The 19,564-nt window shown below is 42.0% G+C and carries 17 protein-coding genes and 1 pseudogene; 2 read left to right on the forward strand and 16 right to left on the reverse strand.

The annotated features are described in order from the left end of the window. Window positions 1-14 precede the first annotated feature (14 nt). Genes C1A07_RS05840 through yfcE form a run of 3 tightly spaced genes read right to left on the reverse strand, consistent with a single transcriptional unit; the run spans window position 15 to window position 3,185 of the window. Entirely contained in the window at window positions 15-1,406 is a 1,392-nt protein-coding gene (locus C1A07_RS05840) for a lectin like domain-containing protein (protein WP_101876273.1), read from the reverse strand. Between the two features lie 36 nt (window positions 1,407-1,442). Beyond that, window positions 1,443-2,615: a THUMP domain-containing class I SAM-dependent RNA methyltransferase gene (locus tag C1A07_RS05845; protein WP_101876274.1), complete on the reverse strand. Its 1,173-nt coding sequence runs from the start codon at window positions 2,613-2,615 to the stop codon at window positions 1,443-1,445. Between the two features lie 21 nt (window positions 2,616-2,636). Beyond that, window positions 2,637-3,185, reverse strand: coding sequence for a phosphodiesterase (gene yfcE, locus C1A07_RS05850; RefSeq protein ID WP_101876275.1), 549 nt, complete (start codon window positions 3,183-3,185; stop codon window positions 2,637-2,639). A gap of 286 nt (window positions 3,186-3,471) precedes the next feature. Between yfcE and C1A07_RS05855 the strand changes: the two genes are divergently transcribed. After that, entirely contained in the window at window positions 3,472-5,148 is a 1,677-nt protein-coding gene (locus C1A07_RS05855; RefSeq protein WP_101875548.1) for an IS1634 family transposase, read from the forward strand. A 258-nt stretch (window positions 5,149-5,406) separates the two neighbouring features. Here C1A07_RS05855 and C1A07_RS05860 read toward each other — a convergent pair whose 3' ends face one another. The 6 genes from C1A07_RS05860 to C1A07_RS05880 form a co-directional block, all read right to left on the reverse strand. Continuing rightward, window positions 5,407-5,724 (reverse strand): rhodanese-like domain-containing protein, encoded by a 318-nt coding sequence (locus tag C1A07_RS05860; RefSeq protein ID WP_101876276.1) that lies wholly within the window; start codon window positions 5,722-5,724, stop codon window positions 5,407-5,409. A gap of 139 nt (window positions 5,725-5,863) precedes the next feature. After that, the gene (locus C1A07_RS05865) at window positions 5,864-7,558 is read right to left on the reverse strand and encodes an FAD-dependent oxidoreductase (RefSeq protein WP_101876277.1); all 1,695 of its coding nucleotides are present in this window, start codon (window positions 7,556-7,558) and stop codon (window positions 5,864-5,866) included. A gap of 154 nt (window positions 7,559-7,712) precedes the next feature. Further along, a complete protein-coding gene (locus C1A07_RS05870) occupies window positions 7,713-8,375 on the reverse strand; it encodes a Crp/Fnr family transcriptional regulator (protein ID WP_101876278.1) in 663 nt (220 codons plus the stop codon). A 32-nt stretch (window positions 8,376-8,407) separates the two neighbouring features. After that, a complete protein-coding gene (locus tag C1A07_RS05875) occupies window positions 8,408-9,184 on the reverse strand; it encodes a DUF134 domain-containing protein (protein WP_101876279.1) in 777 nt (258 codons plus the stop codon). Window positions 9,185-9,344: 160 nt separating this feature from the next. Next, on the reverse strand, window positions 9,345-9,500 hold the full coding sequence (locus tag C1A07_RS16190; RefSeq protein WP_180952192.1) for a hypothetical protein: 156 nt from the start codon (window positions 9,498-9,500) through the stop codon (window positions 9,345-9,347). Window positions 9,501-9,583: 83 nt separating this feature from the next. Further along, a complete protein-coding gene (locus C1A07_RS05880; RefSeq protein WP_101876280.1) occupies window positions 9,584-10,315 on the reverse strand; it encodes a C40 family peptidase in 732 nt (243 codons plus the stop codon). Between the two features lie 263 nt (window positions 10,316-10,578). On the opposite strand from C1A07_RS05880, the pseudogene C1A07_RS16910 reads away from it, so the two are divergent. Next, a pseudogene (locus C1A07_RS16910) lies at window positions 10,579-12,164 on the forward strand (transposase). A 342-nt stretch (window positions 12,165-12,506) separates the two neighbouring features. Here C1A07_RS16910 and C1A07_RS05890 read toward each other — a convergent pair. The 7 genes from C1A07_RS05890 to C1A07_RS05920 all read right to left on the reverse strand — a co-directional run bounded on the left by C1A07_RS05890 (window position 12,507) and on the right by C1A07_RS05920 (window position 19,554). Then, the gene (locus C1A07_RS05890) at window positions 12,507-13,502 is read right to left on the reverse strand and encodes a GHMP family kinase ATP-binding protein (RefSeq protein WP_101876281.1); all 996 of its coding nucleotides are present in this window, start codon (window positions 13,500-13,502) and stop codon (window positions 12,507-12,509) included. 200 nt (window positions 13,503-13,702) lie between these two features. Beyond that, on the reverse strand, window positions 13,703-15,097 hold the full coding sequence (locus C1A07_RS05895; RefSeq protein ID WP_101876282.1) for a glutamate synthase-related protein: 1,395 nt from the start codon (window positions 15,095-15,097) through the stop codon (window positions 13,703-13,705). Between the two features lie 97 nt (window positions 15,098-15,194). Continuing rightward, window positions 15,195-16,355: a UxaA family hydrolase gene (locus C1A07_RS05900; protein ID WP_101876283.1), complete on the reverse strand. Its 1,161-nt coding sequence runs from the start codon at window positions 16,353-16,355 to the stop codon at window positions 15,195-15,197. Then, window positions 16,352-16,636 (reverse strand): UxaA family hydrolase, encoded by a 285-nt coding sequence (locus tag C1A07_RS05905; protein WP_101876284.1) that lies wholly within the window; start codon window positions 16,634-16,636, stop codon window positions 16,352-16,354. The genes C1A07_RS05900 and C1A07_RS05905 overlap by 4 nt, the downstream gene beginning before the upstream one ends. A gap of 32 nt (window positions 16,637-16,668) precedes the next feature. Beyond that, window positions 16,669-17,568, reverse strand: a complete 900-nt coding sequence (locus tag C1A07_RS05910) for a dihydrodipicolinate synthase family protein (RefSeq protein WP_101876285.1) — start codon at window positions 17,566-17,568, stop codon at window positions 16,669-16,671. An 11-nt stretch (window positions 17,569-17,579) separates the two neighbouring features. Beyond that, window positions 17,580-19,052, reverse strand: a complete 1,473-nt coding sequence (locus tag C1A07_RS05915; RefSeq protein ID WP_101876286.1) for a tripartite tricarboxylate transporter permease — start codon at window positions 19,050-19,052, stop codon at window positions 17,580-17,582. Window positions 19,053-19,071: 19 nt separating this feature from the next. After that, window positions 19,072-19,554 carry a tripartite tricarboxylate transporter TctB family protein gene (locus C1A07_RS05920; RefSeq protein ID WP_101876287.1) on the reverse strand — a complete coding sequence of 161 codons (483 nt, stop codon included), beginning with the start codon at window positions 19,552-19,554 and terminating at the stop codon, window positions 19,072-19,074. Window positions 19,555-19,564: the final 10 nt, after the last annotated feature.

Raw genomic sequence — 19,564 nt, forward strand, 5'->3', positions numbered from 1 at the left:
TCTTTCTCCTTTATCTACCGGTTTTTAGTATAAGCCTTTAAACATATATTACAGCCCTGTTTTTCCTCTGCCCTGCTCCACTTAAATCCATCCTGACTAATACAACCTTCTCCGTCAGATAAATCAATCCTGCATTTTCCGTCCCCGGAATCGTACTCAATGGCCACAGGATGAACCAAACCTGGAGAATGAATATTTACAATAATTCCATACCGCTGTCCCTGTTCCAAAGGAATTTCCTCATTAAAAGAAACTGTATAAAATCCAGGGTTCTGAAACCTGCCTTCTGCCACTTTCTTTTTATTTTTTAAGCCGTTTCCATCTTCCGGCTGCTCTGCCACGTAAACCTCCCAGGCAGTGTCCTTTCCTATGGCGTAAAAGCCTGCCGCGCTTAAAACCTCTTTTCCTCTGGCTTCATAAATATTGGAGAACCATGCGTTTTCTTCTCCATACCCCATCTGTCCAACCCAGCCGCAAAGATCTGTTTGATATATGTTTTGATAGTTGTTATTCTCTTCCACCTTTGTGTAAGAAATATTGCTTCTTCCAATGTTGGAATCATAGTAGGATACATAAAAATATCCCTTCTGCCCAAACTCTTCCCCCCAGCTGTTTACACACAAAAAGGCTCCGTCTCCCTGAGGCTGTTCATTAAAATTTTCTTTTGGATAATTGTCATCCCAGCCTACAATCACTGCATCGTGATTAGGGTCGGCATTGCCGCTATAATAGTAGGCGCTGTTTGCTTCGTTATAATACTGAGAACGGCTTTTGGCGTCCTTTAAGGAAGTATACAGAGAGCTTTGAACTCCCCCGTTTTCATAAACAGCCCTTTTTATAGCTTGAAAGTCCCTTTCCGGCAGAATCTGGATTTCCTGCACATGCTTTGCCGCCTTCAGCCCTTTCACTGTCTCCTTGTCGCCGTAAGGATCCTGACTTTCTAAAACAGGGCCCTGCCAGGAAAGAAGATAGGCCATGGACATTGTGTACTCCCCACCGTTTTCCTGCCCTAAAAGAAAGTTTTCGTTTAAAGACATATGATCCTCAGAAAAGTCTAATGTTTCGCCGGGAGTCAGGGAGGTCTCTAGTGCTGTCAGGGAGGCAAAGGCCCAGCATGTGCCTAATGCGCCCTGATCTTTTACAGGAACGCTTCTGCCTGCCTCCCTGTAATCATAAGCAGAGGGCAGATCTGTGCTTCCCTCCTCTGCGCCGGCTTCCCCATAAAGCTCCAGGCTGTTTTCTTCCCCCGGCTCCATAATCAGCGGCCTTTCATTTACTTCTACAAAAGCATTTTCCGGATTTCCGTTAGTAAGAAGCATGGTAATACCGGCGGCAGCAGCGGCCACTATAAAAGTGCCTGCTAATCCGCCTTTCTTTTTCCTTCTTTTCCTGCTTCTTCCTGCCATAGCTCCTCCTGTGCCCTCAGTCTGCAGCTATTAAAACTACAGCTCCTGACTTGTCTGAATATTATTTTTTCTGGGAGGTCTGGGCCCCATAAACTGATAAAAATATGTTTTCATCATCCCGTTATATATTTTTCTGTTTTTATCAGCTTTTCTGCCTATATATTTTTCTGTATCTTCATATGCAGTAATAATATAGGCTGACCAGGAATCTAAGGCCTGAAACCGCTGTCCCAGCTGGCGGTACAATTCCGGCAGATTCTCCTTTTCTTCTATTCTTTCCCCGTAAGGAGGATTGGTAATCAAAAATCCGTATTTTTTCGGGTGACTGAGCAAAGATACAGGGCGCTGCTGAAAATGAATTAAGTGGTCCACTCCCGCCGCCTCCGCGTTGGCCCTGGCTGCCCTTACAATATCTCCGTCAATATCATATCCCTGAATATCCACCTGTATCTGATCCTCCACCAGATCATTGGCTTCGTCAACTGCATCATACCAGCATTTCTTAGGAATCAGATTTTTCCACCCCTCCGCCAGAAAGCTTCTGTTCATTCCAGGGGCCATATTAGCGGCAATCATAGCAGCCTCAATAGGGAAGGTGCCGCTTCCGCAAAACGGGTCTACTAAAATTCTGTCCCGCTTCCACGGAGTCAGCAAAATCAGGGCTGAGGCCAAAGTCTCTGTAATAGGCGCCTTACTGGTCAATGTTCTGTAGCCTCTTTTGTGAAGAGACACTCCTGTAGTGTCCAGGCCCACTGTTACCTGGTCCTTATAAAGGGCCACTCTGAGAGGATAACTATCCCCGGCCTCGGAAAACCACTGAATGTTATAATGGCTTTTCAGCCGCTCTACTATGGCTTTTTTCATAATAGACTGGATATCTGAGGGGCTGAACAGCTTACTTTTTATAGACGCAGCTTTTGCCACCCAAAATTTGCCGTCTGCAGGAATTAACTCTTCCCAGGGCAAAGCCTTGGTGGCCTGAAACAGCTCCTCATATGTGACGGCCTGAAAGCTGCCTACCTTTAACAGCACTCTTTCTGCTGTCCTTAAAAATACATTGGCTCTGCAGATCGCTTCATCATCTCCTAAAAAGGTGACTTTTCCGTCCTCCACCATTGAAATCTCATATCCTAAATCCTGTATTTCTTTTTTCAGAACTGCTTCCAGACCAAAATGGCAGGGCGCAATTAATTCATATGTTTTCTTCAAGTTTTATCCTCCTGCCTTACTTTATTGCTTTAAGCTTATTTCCTTTACTACTTCTCCGGAAAAAGTTAATATTTTAAATGTCTGATCCTCTAAAATTCCATAAGTAGGAGGATTTCCCTCTTTGGGAATAGATGTGGACCCTGGATTGAGGATTACATGATCCCCTACTTTATCTGCCCTCAGCACATGAGTATGGCCGTGAATTAAAACGTCTCCCGGCTGTATAGGCGGCATATGCTCTTCGTTCATAATATGGCCGTGAGTAGCGTAAAATGTGATTCCGTTCAGAACCAGCACCCCATAGTCTGCCATAACAGGAAACTCCAGCACCATCTGGTCTACCTCTGCCTCGCAGTTTCCTCTCACTGCATAAATCTTGTCTTTCATCTGATTCAGCATACTGATTACCTTTTTAGGCGCATAATCTTTTGGAAGATCATTTCTCGGCCCGTGGTACAGCAGATCCCCTAAAAGAATCAGGCGCTCTGCACCTGACTCCTTAAAGGCCTGAACTGTTTTCTCGCAGTAAAAAGCAGAACCATGTATATCTGAAGCAAACATGTATTTCATTGTCTATTCCTCCTATTTTACATTACCACCATTTTAAGGCTTAAACTATAGTTCTGTCAACAATTCTATCATCTGTCACAGCCCTGTGGCTGTGTATTTTCCTCTGTATAAGTGAAAACCCCGTCTTTAGAAGTTAGCACTAGAAATCTTTAGGAGTATTTTCTGCTCTGAAGCCTCACAAATGCCTTTAAATAAGGCTTTTTTTATTGCAAAAAAACTTTTCAAAATTCTTTTTTTGCGATATACTAATAGTGTTAGTGGTGCTATCTTTTTGAGGAGGGATTCTATGGCATATTTTTTAAAAAAGACAACTTTAAAAGGCAGAACTTATCTTGCGATTTATGACAGTTTTTATAATCAGGAAAAAAAGGGGGCAGCTCACAAATGCTACAAATCCCTTGGCTCTGTAGAAACACTGAAAAAGAACGGCATGGAAGATCCAATCTCTTTTTACCAACAAGAAGTAGCTCTCTTAAACCAGCAACGAAAAGAAGAAGGTGTCCGCAAAATTTCTGACATTTCTCCAACTCTTTATCTTGGATACTTTCCACTGAAAGCAATCCTTGAGAAATTAAAAATCCAAAAGTATGTGAATTATTTTCATCTTACATATGATTTTCAGTTCGATCTTTATGAATTGATTTCTACATTAGTCTACGCAAGAGGTGTATGCCCATGCAGTAAAAACAGGACATTCCACGATGTGCTTCCCAATCTGTACCATTCGTCGCATTATTCCTATGATCAGCTTCTTGATGGTCTTGCCTTTTTGGGAGAAAACTATGAAAAGTTTATCGAGATCTTTACTGTACAAACTGCGGCTGTTTATGGACTGGATACTTCAAACTCTTACTTTGATTGTACGAATTTCTATTTTGAAATAGACAGGGAGGATGATTTCAGAAAAAAAGGACCGAGCAAAGAAAACAAAAAGGAACCCATCATCGGTCTTGGGCTCCTTTTGGATCGGAACCAGATTCCGGTCGGTATGAAGATGTATCCGGGAAATGAGTCAGAAAAACCCATTCTACGTGATGTGATTGATGGACTTAAAAATAGGAACAATATCATGGGAAAAACCATCCATGTCGCAGACAAAGGACTTAATTGTGCACAAAACATTGCGTTTTCAAAACAGAATGGAGATGGTTATCTGTTTTCAAAATCTGTAAAAACCTTGCCTTCGACAGAAAAAACCTGGGTATTATTAGAACAGGATTACAAAGATGTCAAAGATAAAAGCGGAAAACTTTTATACCGCTATAAAAGCTGTATTGATACTTTTCCTTATTCCATAGAGTATAACGGAAAAAAACAGACCATTATGCTTACAGAGAAACGCCTGGTTACCTACAATCCTTCCCTTGCTGCAAAAAAAAGATATGAAATAAACCGCCTTGTAGAAAAAGCAAAAGCACTTACCCTGTCACAAGCCAAAAGGAATGACTTTGGAGAAGCAGGAAAATATGTGGATTTCACAGATAAAACAGGAAATAAAGCAAAAACAAGGATTAATCAGGCTGCCATCGATAAGGACCTCGAACTTGCCGGATACAATCTTCTGGTCACATCCGAAACCCAGATGACAGATCAGGATATTTACTGTACTTACCATAATCTGTGGAGAATTGAAGAATCCTTTAAGATTATGAAATCAGACCTGGATGCACGGCCGGTATTTCTTCAAAAAGAAAATACGATTAAAGGCCACTTTTTGATTTGCTATTTAACAGTTCTCTTAGAGAGGATTTTTCAATTTAAGATACTGGATGAAAAATATTCAACTTCAGATATATTTAGATTCATTAAAGATTTCAGGGTAACAAAAGGCGAACATAAATATATAAACACCACAAGGGATTGTACTTTTATAAATGACCTAGCTGATAAATTTCATCTTCCTTTAACGAATTACTTTCTATCTGAAACTCAAATAAACACCATTTTTAATTATAAACTATAATAACAAACACAGAAGGACTGCCGCTAGCAGTCCTTCTAAACCTTAAAGTTTGCACTATTTTTTAATCTCTGATACCAAAGTCAGGTTANCTTTCTATCTGAAACTCAAATAAACACCATTTTTAATTATAAACTATAATAACAAACACAGAAGGACTGCCGCTAGCAGTCCTTCTAAACCTTAAAGTTTGCACTATTTTTTAATCTCTGATACCAAAGTCAGGTTAAACTATAGTTCTGTCAACAATTCTATCATCTGTCACAGCCCTGTGGCTGTGTATTTTCCTCTGTATAAGTGAAAACCATTGGCAACGTTTACTACCTGATATCCACTTCTGGAAAGACGGTTGCAGGCCAGCATACTTTTGCTGCCTCTGCTGCAGTAAAATATTAAAATTTTATTTATAGGAAGCTCCTTGATTCTCTCTTCCAATTCTTCAAACGGAATATTAATGGCCCCATAAAAGTGGCCCTGCATATAAGATTCCCTGTTCCGCAAATCAATTACCTGCATATTCTCGCCTCTCTCCAGCCACATGTCCAGATATGCCATTGTGATTGTGGGATACGCCATCATATTATGTTTCTCCTTTCTGTACAGACATAGTACTTGTCTTACAATACTATATGCAGAAAATCTCCGGTGTTGCAGACAAGGGGGGTAACATAAAAACAGGCTGCAGCATTTTTGTTTATTGCTGCAGCCCGGCGGCTTTTTATGATTTATTCATCCCGCATGGATATGTTGTTTCTGATGGCTTTTCCCCGGATTTCACTATGTGGTAAAAACCATAGCCTCCGGAGAAATTATAGCATTCATAGCCGTTTTGGCTTAAAATCCGGCAGGCAAGATAGCTGCGGAGACCACTTTGACACATGACATAAACAGGTTTATCTTTGGGAATTTCATTTAATCTTTCACGTAAATCATCTACAGGAATATTTACAAAGCCGTCTACATGCCCACGGCCATATTCCACAGGAGTTCTTGTATCTAATAAGGTTACGCTGCCGTCCCGGGAAAGCTCTTCCACCTGATCATAGTGGAATTGTTTTACCTTTCCTGAAACAATATTTTCAATCATAAACCCAGCCATATTGACCGGATCTTTGGCTGAGGAATAAGGCGGCGCGTAGGCTAAATCCAGTTCTGTAAGCTCTGTGGCCTTCATTCCGGCCCGAATAGCTGTGGCCAGCACGTCAATTCGCTTATCTACACCGTCAAAGCCTACTATCTGCGCCCCTAAAAGACGAAGACTTGCCTTGTCATACACCACTTTCATAGTCATTACCTTGCCCCCCGGATAGTAGCCTGCATGGGAGGCGGGGGATAAAATAACGGCTTCCCAGTCAATTCCCGCCGCCTTTGCCGTAAATTCGTTGATGCCTGTAGCGGCTGCCGTCATGTCAAATAATTTAATTACAGAAGAGCCCTGCGCACCGGAAAAAACGCTGTTTCCTCCGCAAATATTATCAGCTGCAATACGTCCCTGTTTGTTGGCAGGACCTGCAAGGGAAATCAATCCCTTCTTTCCTGTTACAAAATGCTTTATTTCAACTGCGTCGCCTACAGCGTAAACATCAGGAGCAGATGTTTCCATCTTGTCATTTACTACAATGCTGCCTTTGATTCCCAACTCCAGTCCTGCTTTTTCAGCCAGCTCTGTCTCAGGAATAACGCCGATGGCAAGCAGTACCATATCAGAAGTTATATTATGTTCGCCTGCAGTTTTTGTTATAATACTGTCCCCGTTTTTTTCAAATCCAGTTACAGCTGTGTTAAGCATCAACCGGATTCCGTGGCTTTCCAGCTGTGAATGGACAATACAAGCCATGTCAAAATCAAAGGGGGCTAACAGATGGTTGGCATATTCTGCCAATGTTACCTTGATTCCCAGCTCTGCAAGATTTTCTGCCATTTCAATTCCAATAAATCCGCCGCCGATTACTGTGGCGCTTTTTGGCTTTTCACTTTCAATGAATTTGTGTATTTTTAATGTATCCTCAACTGTGCGGAGAGTAAAAATCTTATCATTATCAATACCTGGCATATTGGGCTGTGTGGGCTTGGCGCCTGGTGAAAGAATCAGCTTATCATAGCTTTCCTCATAGACCTTTCCCGTCTCCAGCCTGCAAACAGTTACGGTTTTCTTTTCTGTATGGATCTCTGTAACCTCATGGCGGACGCGTACATCTACACGAAATCTGTCCCAAAAGCCTTCCGGCGTTTGCAAGGTTAAATCCTCCTCATTTTGAATTATGCCGCCTACATAATAGGGCAAACCACAGTTGGCATATGAAATAAAGCTGGTGCGCTCAAAAACAATGATTTGTGCATTTTCATCTAAACGCCTGATTCTTGCCGCGGCAGAAGCTCCTCCGGCAACTCCTCCTACAATGATTACTTTCATTTTTGTATTCTCCTTATTCATCAGTTTTTTATCTATCAATTTTTCAATTTCAGGATCATCTTAATCCCTTTGACTGATTATACTTTACCATCTGATTTAAAAAAAGACTGTGACTAAGTCGCATTCCAGCAAAAAATACAATTTTATTCACATATTATATCATTGCTTCAAGGGCTTCAATGTTTTTCAGCGTAATCCTGCCTCTTTTGAACTCTACTAAATTGTCTGAGGCAAACCGCTTTAACATCCGCGCCACAACCTCTCTGGCAGAATTTGTATACTGGGCAATTTGTTCATGGGTCATTTGTATCGTAGCCAATCCAGTGTTTTTATATTCGCTGATTAGAAATGAAGCCAGCCGTCTGTCGTAGCCCTTAAATAAAATCATCTGCATTGTCCACATTACAGATGAGAAGCGTTCACAAAGAAGCTCATATGCAAAACAGCGCACATATATATTCTTCTTCATAAGCTTGTCAAAGGCATCTGTGCTCATTACTAATAACATACAGTCTGCGGAGGCTGACATCAGAGTTTCAAATGTAATTTGGTTTACTACACAGGAGGCTGTCAACACACAAAGTTCCCCCTGATGAAGCCGGTATAAAGTGATTTCACGGCCTTCCTCTGAAAGAATATAAGCGCGCATCTGGCCGCTTATGACCATGGACATCCCAAGACACTCTGTCCCACTGTTAAAGATAATCTGTTCTTTAGTATATTGGCGTATGTTAGAGTTTGCCTGAACAAATTCCTTCTCCCTGTCAGTCAGCTGCTCCCAAAAAGGCAGCTGAATCAAATAACTGAGTTCTGTCATTTATGTCCCTTTCTCTGTTTGTAATAAGGTTATTATTTTTCCTGATGAGATCCGCCGCAGCTGTGCTCGCCGCATGTATGTCCTGCACCGTGCTCATGGTTGTGGTGGTTACAATGTACATTTGGGTTAAAAGATAATGTGTCAGATAAAAGGGCTTTTACTGCTTCATCAGCGCTGCCTGACACTCCGCCGTACAGTTTGATTCCCCTTTCCATAAGAGCTGCCTGGGCTCCCCCTCCAATGCCGCCGCAAATAAGCACGTCCACGTGGTGATCAGTTAAAAAGCCGGCTAAAGCGCCGTGGCCGCTGCCGTTAGTGTCACATATTTGTTCAGCAGTAATTTTTCCGTCCTCTGCGTCGTAAAATTTAAATTGCTCTGTATGGCCAAAATGCTGAAAAATCTCTCCGTTTTCATAAGTCACTGCAATTCTCATAATCATATCTCCTTTTTCAATTATATTTATTTTTTCTTTTCTCTCCTGTTTTTCACAATGCTTTTTATAGCACCACTTAGGTTCTCCGTCACAAAGCTTGTAATTCCCCCCGTCTATGACTAGACGGCGGCCGTTTATCAGGCTGTCTGCAATTTTTCCTCTTGCGCTCTCGTAGATTTCTGTTACTGTAGACCTTCCAATTTCCATCTGCATGGCACATTGCTGATGCGTCTGTTTTTCTAAGTCTACCAGGCGGATCACTTCAAACTCGTCCAGGGTAAGCACAACCGCCTCCAGCCCTGTTACATGGTCAGGTGAAAAACCTGTAACCATAGGTTTGCCGCAGATTCTTCTGCAGCGCTGCGGCCTTGGCATTTTCCCACCTCCTTTTAGTTTCCGGCATATGTCAATTATAGCACAATTTTTTTATTTGACAAGGCTTTCACTTTACAGGACAAAAAAATACCCTAACAGCGCAACACAGCTTTTTGTGTTTTACTATTAGGGTATTATTTACTTCTCTCACTGCCTGTGATTACTTGTCACAATTCTGGCTCTTGTTCTGACTGCAGTTCTGGCTCTTATTGCGTCCGCAGTTCTGGCTGTCATTTTTGCTTTTGTTAGTTCCGTTCTGAGAGTTCTTAGAGCTGGAATCGTCCATATTATTGTAGTTGTTATTATTCTTTGCCATGATCATAACCTCCTAACTGTGATTTCGTTTCAAGGTTAGTATGGCTTACTTGTATGTATATTATTCAAAATTATTCAAAAGTTTTAATCGCCCATTACATTTACAATTTTTACAGGAGTTCTGTAATTCCAGGGAGATGTTTTAATGCCTGTCTCAGGTGTGGAGGCGTGAACAACTTGTCCGTTGCCAATGTACAAAGCTACATGGTTGATTCTGCTTCCGCTGGAGTAAAAGATTAAATCCCCCGGCCGCATCTGGTCTGCGCTGATTGCTCTTCCCTGAGTTGCCTGTGAGCTGGCGCTTCTCTGCATAGGCACCCCCGCCCCATTTTGAACCACGTAACGGGTAAATCCGGAGCAATCTACGCCTGTGCGCGGATCATTGCCGCCGTAGCGGTATGGACCGCCGATAAACTGCACTGCAAAATTTACCAGGTTCTGCCTTTTTTCCTCAGACAGCTGAGCCGCTGTCTTTTCCAAAACCGGCAGGTCGGCTCCCTCAGGTCCTGTTACAGAAATATTACTGTCCATAGGAAGATATCCAGTCTCCCCGCCGATCTCTACAGATATCCATCCGTCTTCTGTCTTTCCAGAAACCTGGAACGTAGCTCCCTGAAGAGCTTCTGTTAAAACCTCGCTGCCCTTCAGCTCTGTTTTTACATTTACGCTTTCTGCTAAAATAGTAGCCTGAAAGCTGCTTAACATCTGGGATTCGCTGATCAGCTCTGGTCCTGCGTAAACGCTTGTTGCATTAGCTGTAAACAATACGCCGCAGACAGCCGCTAATTTTATTATCTTCCTAATTTTTAAATTCATAATTATAACTCCTGATTTTAGGCTGTACGCCTCTTGTTTATTTTACAAGTTTCACTTCATTTGTTACATAAATATTAAATCTTATTACAGTTGTATTATAACTTACTTTCTTTTTTCCGTCAACCAGTTTATATAATGTTTAGATTTATGTCATAATTCCTTGTATATCTACAATACTGCGGCATAAAAAAGGGGCTGTAAAAAAACAGCTCTAAAAAACGCTGAGGTCGTGAGACTTCAGCGTTTTTTTGGTATAATTAATTATGCGACTAACTAAAAATACCAATAATAATTATACTGTAAGACAATTAAAATTACCATTAGAAATTGAAAAATTAATTGATATTTCTGATCCTGTATATACTTTCTGCGAAGTAATGGATCACATTGACCTATCAGGATATTTTGTAGAGAAGGGATACAAAACAGGTCGTCCAAGATGTGATGAACAGAAACTCCTCAAAGTAATACTCTTTGCTTTTATGGAACACGGAATCTGTTCTCTGAGAAATATTGAAAAACTCTGTAGAAATGATATCCGATACATGTACCTGCTTGATGGCATGAGACCCCCTTCCTTTGTTACTTTCGGCAACATCATCCGAAATGAACTTACAGATTCAATCGAACAGATTTTTTGGATGTGAATACTTATATTTTTGAAAAAAACCAGGTGGATCTGGAACATACTTATATCGATGGTACTAAAATAGAGGCGAATGCGAATCGATATACCTGGATATGGAAAAAATCTTGTACAAAAAATCGAGATAAGGTTTTTAAAAAGATTTCAATGCTGATCGAGGCCATGAACCAAAACGTGTTAAGCTATTTCGGTGTAAAGCTTCAAAAGAGGGAAGAGTATGCCATTGATTATGTTTGTGAACTGTTGGAAATGTACAAAAAAGAAACAGCTCTGAAGGAGTCCTCGTTTGTTTCCGGCTGTGGTCACAGAAAAAGTATTCAGCAAAAACAGTATCAGGAATTGCAGAGATATCTTGAACGCTTGAAAACATATGCACATCATATAGAAATCTGTGGAGATGAAAGAAACAGTTATTCCAAAACAGACCATGATGCCACATTTATGCGTTTAAAAAGAGATTACATGGGAAATGATCAGCTGCTTCCAGCGTATAATCTCCAGACTGCTGTCTGTGATGAATACATTGCGGCAGTAGATGTAAAACACTATGCATCAGATATGGAATGCTTTGTTCCGCTGATGGAGAAATTTAATGAAATGTACGGACATTACCCCAAATATCCAGTTGCCGATGCGGGATATGGTTCTTACAATAACGATCTTTATTGTGAAGAGCATGGGATGGAAAAGTATATGAAATTCACTATGTTCAAGAAAGAAACAACAGATAAGAAATATCATAAAGACCCATATCGTGCTGTAAACTTTGGAAGGGATGAATCTGGGAACCCGATCTGCCCAAATGGCAAGAGATTTTACTTTAAAGGCAAACGTCATGTTTATAAGAATAAATATGGAAGAACAGAAGAACTCTATGAATGTGAATCTTGAGATGGTTGCCAGCATAAAAAAGAATGCAGTTCAAAGGCCTCTGGTAATCGAACAATTCGCATGAATCAGGAATTGACAGCCATCCATCAGGAGGTGATCAAAAATCTTGAAACCACCCAAGGAAGTCTTTTAGGAATGAATCGAAGTATTCAGGCAGAAGGAACATTTGGGATTTTAAAGTGGGATAAATCTTACAAAAGATTATTTCGGAGAGGCGAGAAAAACGTAATACTCGAAGTCACATTGATTTCGTGTGGCTTTAACCTTTATAAATATCATAATAAAAAGCGGAGACAAGAAATAGTTGCTTAAAATGTAAAAGTTATACATATAGCTTTATTAAGTGTACGTTTTTTTACATATAAGATCAGAAATCATGTTCATATAACAGATATTGAAACAAGGAATCACCAGAACCGGCATTTGCCGGAACTGGCGATTCCTAATTAAGGACTTATTTTACAGCCCCTCCGCCTGCGGCGGGTTGCTTTAGCAACATACTACCACTCCGCCGCAGTGCGATCCGCAGCGGAGCGTTTTTGTTTCATAGGACGCAATTTCCTATGAAATAAAAAAGCCGCTGCCTTACAGGACTGAAATTTCTTTTCGTCGTCCTGCAAAGCAGCAGCTATTGTTTTACTATTTTATCTTTTTTTATCTTTTTTCGTAGGTCTCCGGCGTGTAGTGAATAACTCTTGTGCCTCCATTTTCAAACTGGAACGGCACATAAAGCAGATTTTTAAGAGCCTTGGCCACCGCCGCCTGTTTTTCCTCCTCTACATAGAAAAGCAGGAAACCGCCGCCGCCTGCGCCTAACAGCTTGCCCCCTAATGCGCCTGCTTCTAATGCTTTTTTATACAGTCCGTCTATGGAATCTGTGGAAATCTGCTGTGTAATTCCTCGTTTTAAACGCCATGTATAATCTAAAAGCCGGCCAAATTCATTTAAATCTGTTTTGGATGTAAGCACTGCCTCCGCCTCGTCTGCCAGTTGAATCATTTCTAACAGCTGAGCCTTTTTGTCCTCCAGGGCCTGCTGTGTTTTTACCTGAATATCTGAAGAAAATCTGGAAAAGCCTGTGAAGAACAGCATAAGTCTTTGGTTCAGCAAAGCTTTTCTTTCCGGGGAAATAATAACAGGATTTACCTCATATCCCTCTGCCCCAAAATTGATTCTGTTAAATCCTCCAAAGGCTGCTGCAATCTGGTCCTGCACTCCTCCGCTTTCTTTGCACAATACTCGCTCCAGATAAATAGCGTCGTCCGCCAGCTTTCTTTTATCTGCATATTTTCCCTTTAACGCGTAAAATGCGTTTAACATACCAACGGCAAAGGAACTGCTGGTTCCCAGCCCTGACCTGGCAGGCAGGTCCGCCTCGTAAGTCAGACGCAATTCATGCATGTCCAACATTTTCATAGCTTCCCTGATAGCAGGATGCTCAATGTCCTCTACTGATGTTACTCGTTCTATTTTGGAATAGGAAAGCTCTGTAGAATAATGGAAAAAACGAGGCAGATGTCTTACATTCACATAGCAGTACTTGTCAAAGGTGGTGGAGATTACAGCTCCTCCGTGCTCCTTGTAAAATTCCGGAAAATCTGTTCCGCCTCCAAAAAAAGACATTCTGAACGGGGTTTGTGTTATTATCATACTCTTTAATCCTCTCCTGTATTGTTTTTTATGAAGCTTTTCGCAGACTGTACATATTTGTACATCTCTACACGTACATGTTACCCATGTCCACATTCTAATATATTTTCCTTCATATTACAACATCAGGCTTTTTACAAATTCCGGCAGAATTTCTTTCAATTTTTCTTTTCACAGCTGAGAATCTGACCTGCACATCATTATGCGTGAGGAATATTTGTAAATTCAGAGATTTCTCTGTTAATGGTGCATAAATCTTCTACTGATAATTGGTGCACATTTTCATGGCCTGTAATTCTGGCAAAGGTTTTCAATTCCTCCAAAGTTACTGTAAGATAATTTTCTACACGCTTTGCCGCTGCCTCTATTTTAAAACGTGACCGCAGATCAGGGTCCTGGGTAGCCATTCCCACAGGGCACATACCTGTGCCGCAGATTCTGTACTGCTGGCAGGCTGCCGCAATCATAGCCGCCGTAGCTACCGCCACCGCGTCCGCTCCCATGGCTAAAGCTTTGGCTACGTCAGAGGAAACTCTAAGGCCTCCTGTAATCACTAAATCAATGTCAGACTGAATACTGTCTAAATATTTTCTGGCCCGATGCAGAGCATAAATAGTAGGCACACTTGTAGAGTCTCTTACTAGCTGAGGGCTGGCTCCTGTAGCGCCTCCCCGCCCGTCAATGGTAATAAAATCAGGCTGGGCGTAAACACAGAACTCTAAATCCTTCTCAATTCTTCCCGCCGCAATTTTAATTCCAATGGGACGGCCTTCTGAAGCCATGCGAAGCTGATAAACAAGATCCTTCAAATCCTCTTTGCTGTCAACGCCCGGGAAACGGGATGGGCTGATAATATCTTTTCCCAAAGGTTTTTCTCTGATTCTGGCAATCTCTAAGGTAACCTTTTCCCCTGGCAGATGGCCTCCCATTCCAGGCTTAGTGCCTTGTCCGATTTTAATTTCAATCGCGTCCGCCTCCCTAAGGTTTTCCGGCGTTACGCTGTATTTATTAGGCACATATTCAAAAATATACTTATAAGCTGCCGCCTTTTCCTCAGGTAAAATACCGCCTTCACCGCTGCACATAGCTGTTTTTACCGCCGCGCTGCCCATTGCAAGAGCTGTTTTAGTCTCTTTTGACAAAGCGCCGAAGGACATGTGGGAAATATAAACCGGATGCTCTAATACCATTGGCTTTTTCGCTTTTTTTCCAATCACCGTTTTAGTTTCTACAGGAGTGTGCTCATCTAAAGGCATAGGATTCAGCTGAGCGCCTAAAATCAAAATATCTTCCCAGCCAGGCATTTTTTTCTCAGTTCCCATAGCTGCAATCCGGCTTTTACCTGTAACAGCCATTTCGTGAATCTCCTCCATATAGGGAATGGACTGATCTTTTCTGGCATATGCCTCAGGATAGGCTAAAGAAGGCGCCTTTTCCTCTTTTGTGCTTTCCTTTATGTCTGCCTCTTCCTCTAATGGCTGAAACACGCCTTTATTCTGATGACAGACAGGACATTCTGTCAGCTGCTCCAGCTTTTTGTTTTCCTTCTCTTCATCCAAAATGTAGCCGCAAATACTGCATCGATATTTCCCCATTGTATCCCCTCCTGTATGTATAATATTAAAAATAGTAACTATTCTTATATTATACTATAAATGCAGGAAACTGGCAATAGCAGACTTTCTAATAATTTTATGTGAAATTACAATATCTGGAAATAGCCACCTCGTTCATTCCCAAGGCTTCCGCCTTTGTTTTCTTTCCGTTTATTACTTGGCCTAACAGAGAAAACAGCTGCTCTCCCATTTCCTCCGCCGACTGTTTTCCTTCTATTACAGGGCTGGCGTCAAAATCAATATTGCATTTCATTTTTTCAAAGGTGCTGTGATTACCTGTGATTTTAATTACCGGCATAATAGGATTTCCTACAGGAGTTCCTCTTCCGCTGGAAAATATGGCCGCCACAGCTCCCCCTGCCGCCATGGCGCAGAGAGAAGCTGTATCGTTTCCGGGAGTGTCCATAATTACAAGACCTTTAGACTTTACTTCTTTCCCGCAGCCTACTACGTCCATAACCGGCGTAGTTCCGCCTTTATAAATACATCCCAAAGACTTTTCTTCCAGGGAGGAGATTCCCCCCTGTTTATTTCCCGGCGAGGGGTTGGAATCTCTTAAATCTGTTTTTAACAGCTTCATATAATCTTCCCACTCTTTCACTATAGCCAGGATTTTATCCCCCAGTTCCTTCGTACATGCTCTGGCAGCCAGAATGTGCTCCGCTCCAATAAATTCCGGGGTCTCGCTTAATATAACAGTCCCCTGCTCCCAGACTAAACGGTCGCAGGTATTTCCCATAACAGGGTTTGCGGCTATGCCGGAGGTGGCGTCTGTGCCGCCGCATTCTGTCCCTAATATAATTTCATTCCATTCTATGTCCACCTGGGGCACGCAGCTGGCCTCCTCCGTCATTTTAAGCGCCAGCTTTACAGCCTTTTCTATTGTACCTATGGTGCCGCCTTCTTCTTGTATTACCAGCTCCTCTATAGGTTTGTTTGTCCTTTGCCTGATCAGCTCTCCAATTTTTGCGGCTGAACACACCTCGCAGCCTAAGCCCACTACAATAGTGCCGTAAATATTAGGATTTGCAGCAAAACCAACTAATGTGTCTATTGTATACTGCACATCTTTATTTGTCTGAGAACAGCCGTTCTGATTTGTAAAGGACACTGTGCCTTCCACTAAAGCAGAAATTTTCATACAGGTTTCTGAGGAGCAGGCGCAGGTAGGCAAAATCAGAACTTTATTTCTGATGCCTGTTTTCCCGTCGCTTCTTCTATACCCTTTCAGCTTCATATTTTTTCCTCCATCAGCCCCAGATTGTGAATATGTATATATCCGCCTTTAGAAACATCTTTTGTCAGCCTTCCGATCCCTTCCCCGTATTTTGTTACAATTTCTCCGGCTTTCATATTCTTTAAGCTGATTTTATGGTAAGGAGGTATATGCTCCAGGGCGTTGATTTCTACTGTTTCTCCGCCCTTCTGGCAAATCACCTGATCTCCCGGTCTTACTTCCTTTGTCACAACTGCCACTGTGTCCTTTTCAGGCTGAATAATTACTCCTGTCACCGTCATATACTATCTCTCCCCTTCCTAAGCCTTAAATTTTAAATATCATATCCGGCCAGGCGAATAGCCGCCCGCATATAACTGAGAATTTCTTCCCCGCTGCTTTGATTCGGCTTATAAGGCGCTCCCGGCTCCAGCCCCATAAGGTTTGCTAAGTCTTTTGTGCCTACTGGAAAGCTGGCCTTATCCATTGCCAAGCGTATTGGGGTAAGGCGATATTGCTCTTTTAGCGCTTCTTTAAAATCTCCTGCCACACATTTATTATAAATAGAAACTACCAGCTCGGGAAACATATTGGCAGTAGTGGCCACGCAGCCTGCGGCTCCATAAGCCATTGCCCCGTAAATCAAGGAGTCCTTTCCTCCCAGCACCTTAAAGTTTCTTCCCTGGGACTGTCTGATAAATTCAGCCGTCATAGTCATGTCGCCGCTGGAATCTTTAATTCCTACAATATTGTGAAAATCATCACCAAGCCGCATAGTCAGACCTACTGATATATTGTAGCCTGTTCTGGCCGGGTTGTTGTACAGAAGCACAGGGAAATCAGGCACAGCCTGAGCCACTGCTGCAAAATGGCTGTACAGCTCTTCCTCATTTGGCTTAATAAACATAGGCTGCAGCACTGAAATTCCGTCAGCTCCCATGGTTTTCGCCATTCTGGCCAGGCGAACAGCTTTTTTTGTGGTAATAGCCCCGATTCCCATGTAAACAGGAACACGTTTTTTAGTCTGATTTACAATAATTTTCAGCCCCAGCTCCATATCCTTTTCTTCTACACCGTAAAATTCGCCGTTGCTGCCGTAAGCTAAAATCCCGTGAACACCGCCTTCAATTACATGATCCACCATTTTTCTCAGCTTCATTTCATCTATATTTTCATTTTCATCTATTGGTGTAAGAATAGGAACAATAATTCCTTTTATAAAATCTAAATTCATAACAGCTCCTCCTAAGCCCTTTTTCTTTGTTTTCTCACTGTCATAGCTACAGACACTATGGTAATTACCCAAAATACATCGGCAATAGGGCTTGTGACAAATGGAAGTATACTGCCGTTAGAATACTGCATACCTCTCATTAAGTTTGTCTCTATTGTTGGCTCCAGAATAAATCCCAACAGTAAAGGGGAAAGTGAAAAGCCAAATTTTTTCAGCCCATATCCGATCAGTCCAAAAAACAAAACTGTCCACACGTCAAACATTCTGCTGTTGGTGCCGTAGGCGCCTACGCAGCAAAGGGCAATGACTATGGAAAGTAAAATCCATCTGGGTACGTTTAATACTTTTACAAATGCTTTCATTCCCAGATATTCAAAGAACAGCATTGCAAATGTAGCAATAATTACTGCCCCAAAAATACTGTACACCAGAACTCCGTTTGTCTTAAACAGCAAAGGACCTGTAGAGATTCCTTTGATCATTAAAGCTCCTAACAGCATAGCTGTAGTTGTATCCCCTGGTATGCCTAAGGTTAAAAGGGGAATCAGCGCTCCCCCAATAGAAGCGTTGTTGCTGGTTTCTGAGGCAATAATGCCGTCAATACAGCCTGTTCCGAATTTTTCCGGTTCCTTGCTGGAATTTTTCGCCGCCATATAGGCGATCATATTGGAGGTGCCGCCGCCGATTCCAGGCAGAATCCCAATTCCAATGCCAATAGCCGCAGAGCGGAACATATTTCCCAGCTGCTCCTTAAATTCTTTCAGGGATACTCCAAATCCCTTCATTTTGTATTGTCTTGTGCCTCCATTCTCAGCAGAAAGTCCCTCTTCTGCCGCCAGAAAAACCTCTGTTATGGCAAATAATCCAATAAGCACAGGAAGCATGGCAAAACCGCTATCCAGCTGGTGATTTCCAAATGTAAATCTGAGAGCCGAGGTCATAGGCGCCGCTCCCACCTGGGCCACGCACAGGCCTAACACACAGCTGGCCAGTCCTTTTGCCACAGAGCCTGATACCAGGCTGCCTACCATAGTTAAGGAAAATACTCCAATAGCAAAATATTCATAAGGTCCGAATTTAATCGTCCACTGCGCAATAGTTGGAGCCAGAAATACCAGCACTGCCACAGAAAGCATTGTCCCTATAAAAGAATAAAACACGCCGATTCCAAGGGCCTTTCCCGCCTCTCCCTTTTCAGCCATAGCGCCTCCGTCAAAAGTAGTGGCTATAGAGGAAGGAGTTCCCGGGATTTTTAAGAGAATTGCAGAAATAAGTCCTCCTGAAATCCCTCCAATATATAAACCAATCAGCAGGCACAGCCCCTCTGTTGTGCCTAAGGTATATGTAATAGGCAGGCATAAAGCGATAGCCATTGTAGCTGTAAGCCCTGGCAAGGCTCCAAAAATAATACCCACTATTGTTCCTACTATTATCAGTCCCATACAGGCCGGATTCATAATTGCCGCGAAACCTTGTAAAATCATATTTTTCCTCCCGTCTCTTTTAAAATCCTAAAATTCCTGCCGGCAGCATCAGCACAAATATATTTCTGAAAATGTAGTAAATCACTGCTGAGGCAACCGCCCCAATCATAAAAAACTTTACAGGATTCTTTTTCTCCTTTGGAGATAAAATCCATGACTGTACAGTGATATATACAGTGGTCATAATCACAAATCCTACAGGAACCAGCAGAATCATATAAACAAATAAGGCTGCAACAGAGGCTGCCAGCTCTTTGTAATGCTTTTTTTCTTCCCTATGGTTTTTATTATTTTCATTGTATTTCTTAGCCTGTATGTTTCCGTTCCACGTAATAATCCCGCCTAAAACCGCCATAAGCCCGCATGTTACTTTAGGCATAAAATCAGAGCCAATAGACACCGCCGCCCCTTTGGGCACTGAAAAAGAGGCTGCAAAAAGGATCAATCCTACTGCCAGCACAAATACGCCGGCGTATACATCTTTAAACTTTTCTTTATGCATTTTTTGTCCT

The organism is Lachnoclostridium edouardi, from assembly GCF_900240245.1.
Taxonomy (GTDB): Bacteria; Bacillota; Clostridia; order Lachnospirales; family Lachnospiraceae; genus Lachnoclostridium_A; species Lachnoclostridium_A edouardi.

What these genes read in the sequence shown, in the direction of transcription:
- C1A07_RS05840 (WP_101876273.1), bottom strand. Translation starts at nt 1,406, where the DNA reads ATGGCAGGAAGAAGCAGGAAAAGAAGGAAAAAGAAAGGCGGATTAGCA.
- yfcE (WP_101876275.1), bottom strand. Translation starts at nt 3,185, where the DNA reads ATGAAATACATGTTTGCTTCAGATATACATGGTTCTGCTTTTTACTGC.
- C1A07_RS05855 (WP_101875548.1), top strand. Translation starts at nt 3,472, where the DNA reads ATGGCATATTTTTTAAAAAAGACAACTTTAAAAGGCAGAACTTATCTT.
- C1A07_RS05860 (WP_101876276.1), bottom strand. Translation starts at nt 5,724, where the DNA reads ATGATGGCGTATCCCACAATCACAATGGCATATCTGGACATGTGGCTG.
- C1A07_RS05865 (WP_101876277.1), bottom strand. Translation starts at nt 7,558, where the DNA reads ATGAAAGTAATCATTGTAGGAGGAGTTGCCGGAGGAGCTTCTGCCGCG.
- C1A07_RS05870 (WP_101876278.1), bottom strand. Translation starts at nt 8,375, where the DNA reads ATGACAGAACTCAGTTATTTGATTCAGCTGCCTTTTTGGGAGCAGCTG.
- C1A07_RS05875 (WP_101876279.1), bottom strand. Translation starts at nt 9,184, where the DNA reads ATGCCAAGGCCGCAGCGCTGCAGAAGAATCTGCGGCAAACCTATGGTT.
- C1A07_RS16190 (WP_180952192.1), bottom strand. Translation starts at nt 9,500, where the DNA reads ATGGCAAAGAATAATAACAACTACAATAATATGGACGATTCCAGCTCT.
- C1A07_RS05880 (WP_101876280.1), bottom strand. Translation starts at nt 10,315, where the DNA reads ATGAATTTAAAAATTAGGAAGATAATAAAATTAGCGGCTGTCTGCGGC.
- C1A07_RS05890 (WP_101876281.1), bottom strand. Translation starts at nt 13,502, where the DNA reads ATGATAATAACACAAACCCCGTTCAGAATGTCTTTTTTTGGAGGCGGA.
- C1A07_RS05895 (WP_101876282.1), bottom strand. Translation starts at nt 15,097, where the DNA reads ATGGGGAAATATCGATGCAGTATTTGCGGCTACATTTTGGATGAAGAG.
- C1A07_RS05900 (WP_101876283.1), bottom strand. Translation starts at nt 16,355, where the DNA reads ATGAAGCTGAAAGGGTATAGAAGAAGCGACGGGAAAACAGGCATCAGA.
- C1A07_RS05905 (WP_101876284.1), bottom strand. Translation starts at nt 16,636, where the DNA reads ATGACGGTGACAGGAGTAATTATTCAGCCTGAAAAGGACACAGTGGCA.
- C1A07_RS05910 (WP_101876285.1), bottom strand. Translation starts at nt 17,568, where the DNA reads ATGAATTTAGATTTTATAAAAGGAATTATTGTTCCTATTCTTACACCA.
- C1A07_RS05915 (WP_101876286.1), bottom strand. Translation starts at nt 19,052, where the DNA reads ATGATTTTACAAGGTTTCGCGGCAATTATGAATCCGGCCTGTATGGGA.
- C1A07_RS05920 (WP_101876287.1), bottom strand. Translation starts at nt 19,554, where the DNA reads ATGCATAAAGAAAAGTTTAAAGATGTATACGCCGGCGTATTTGTGCTG.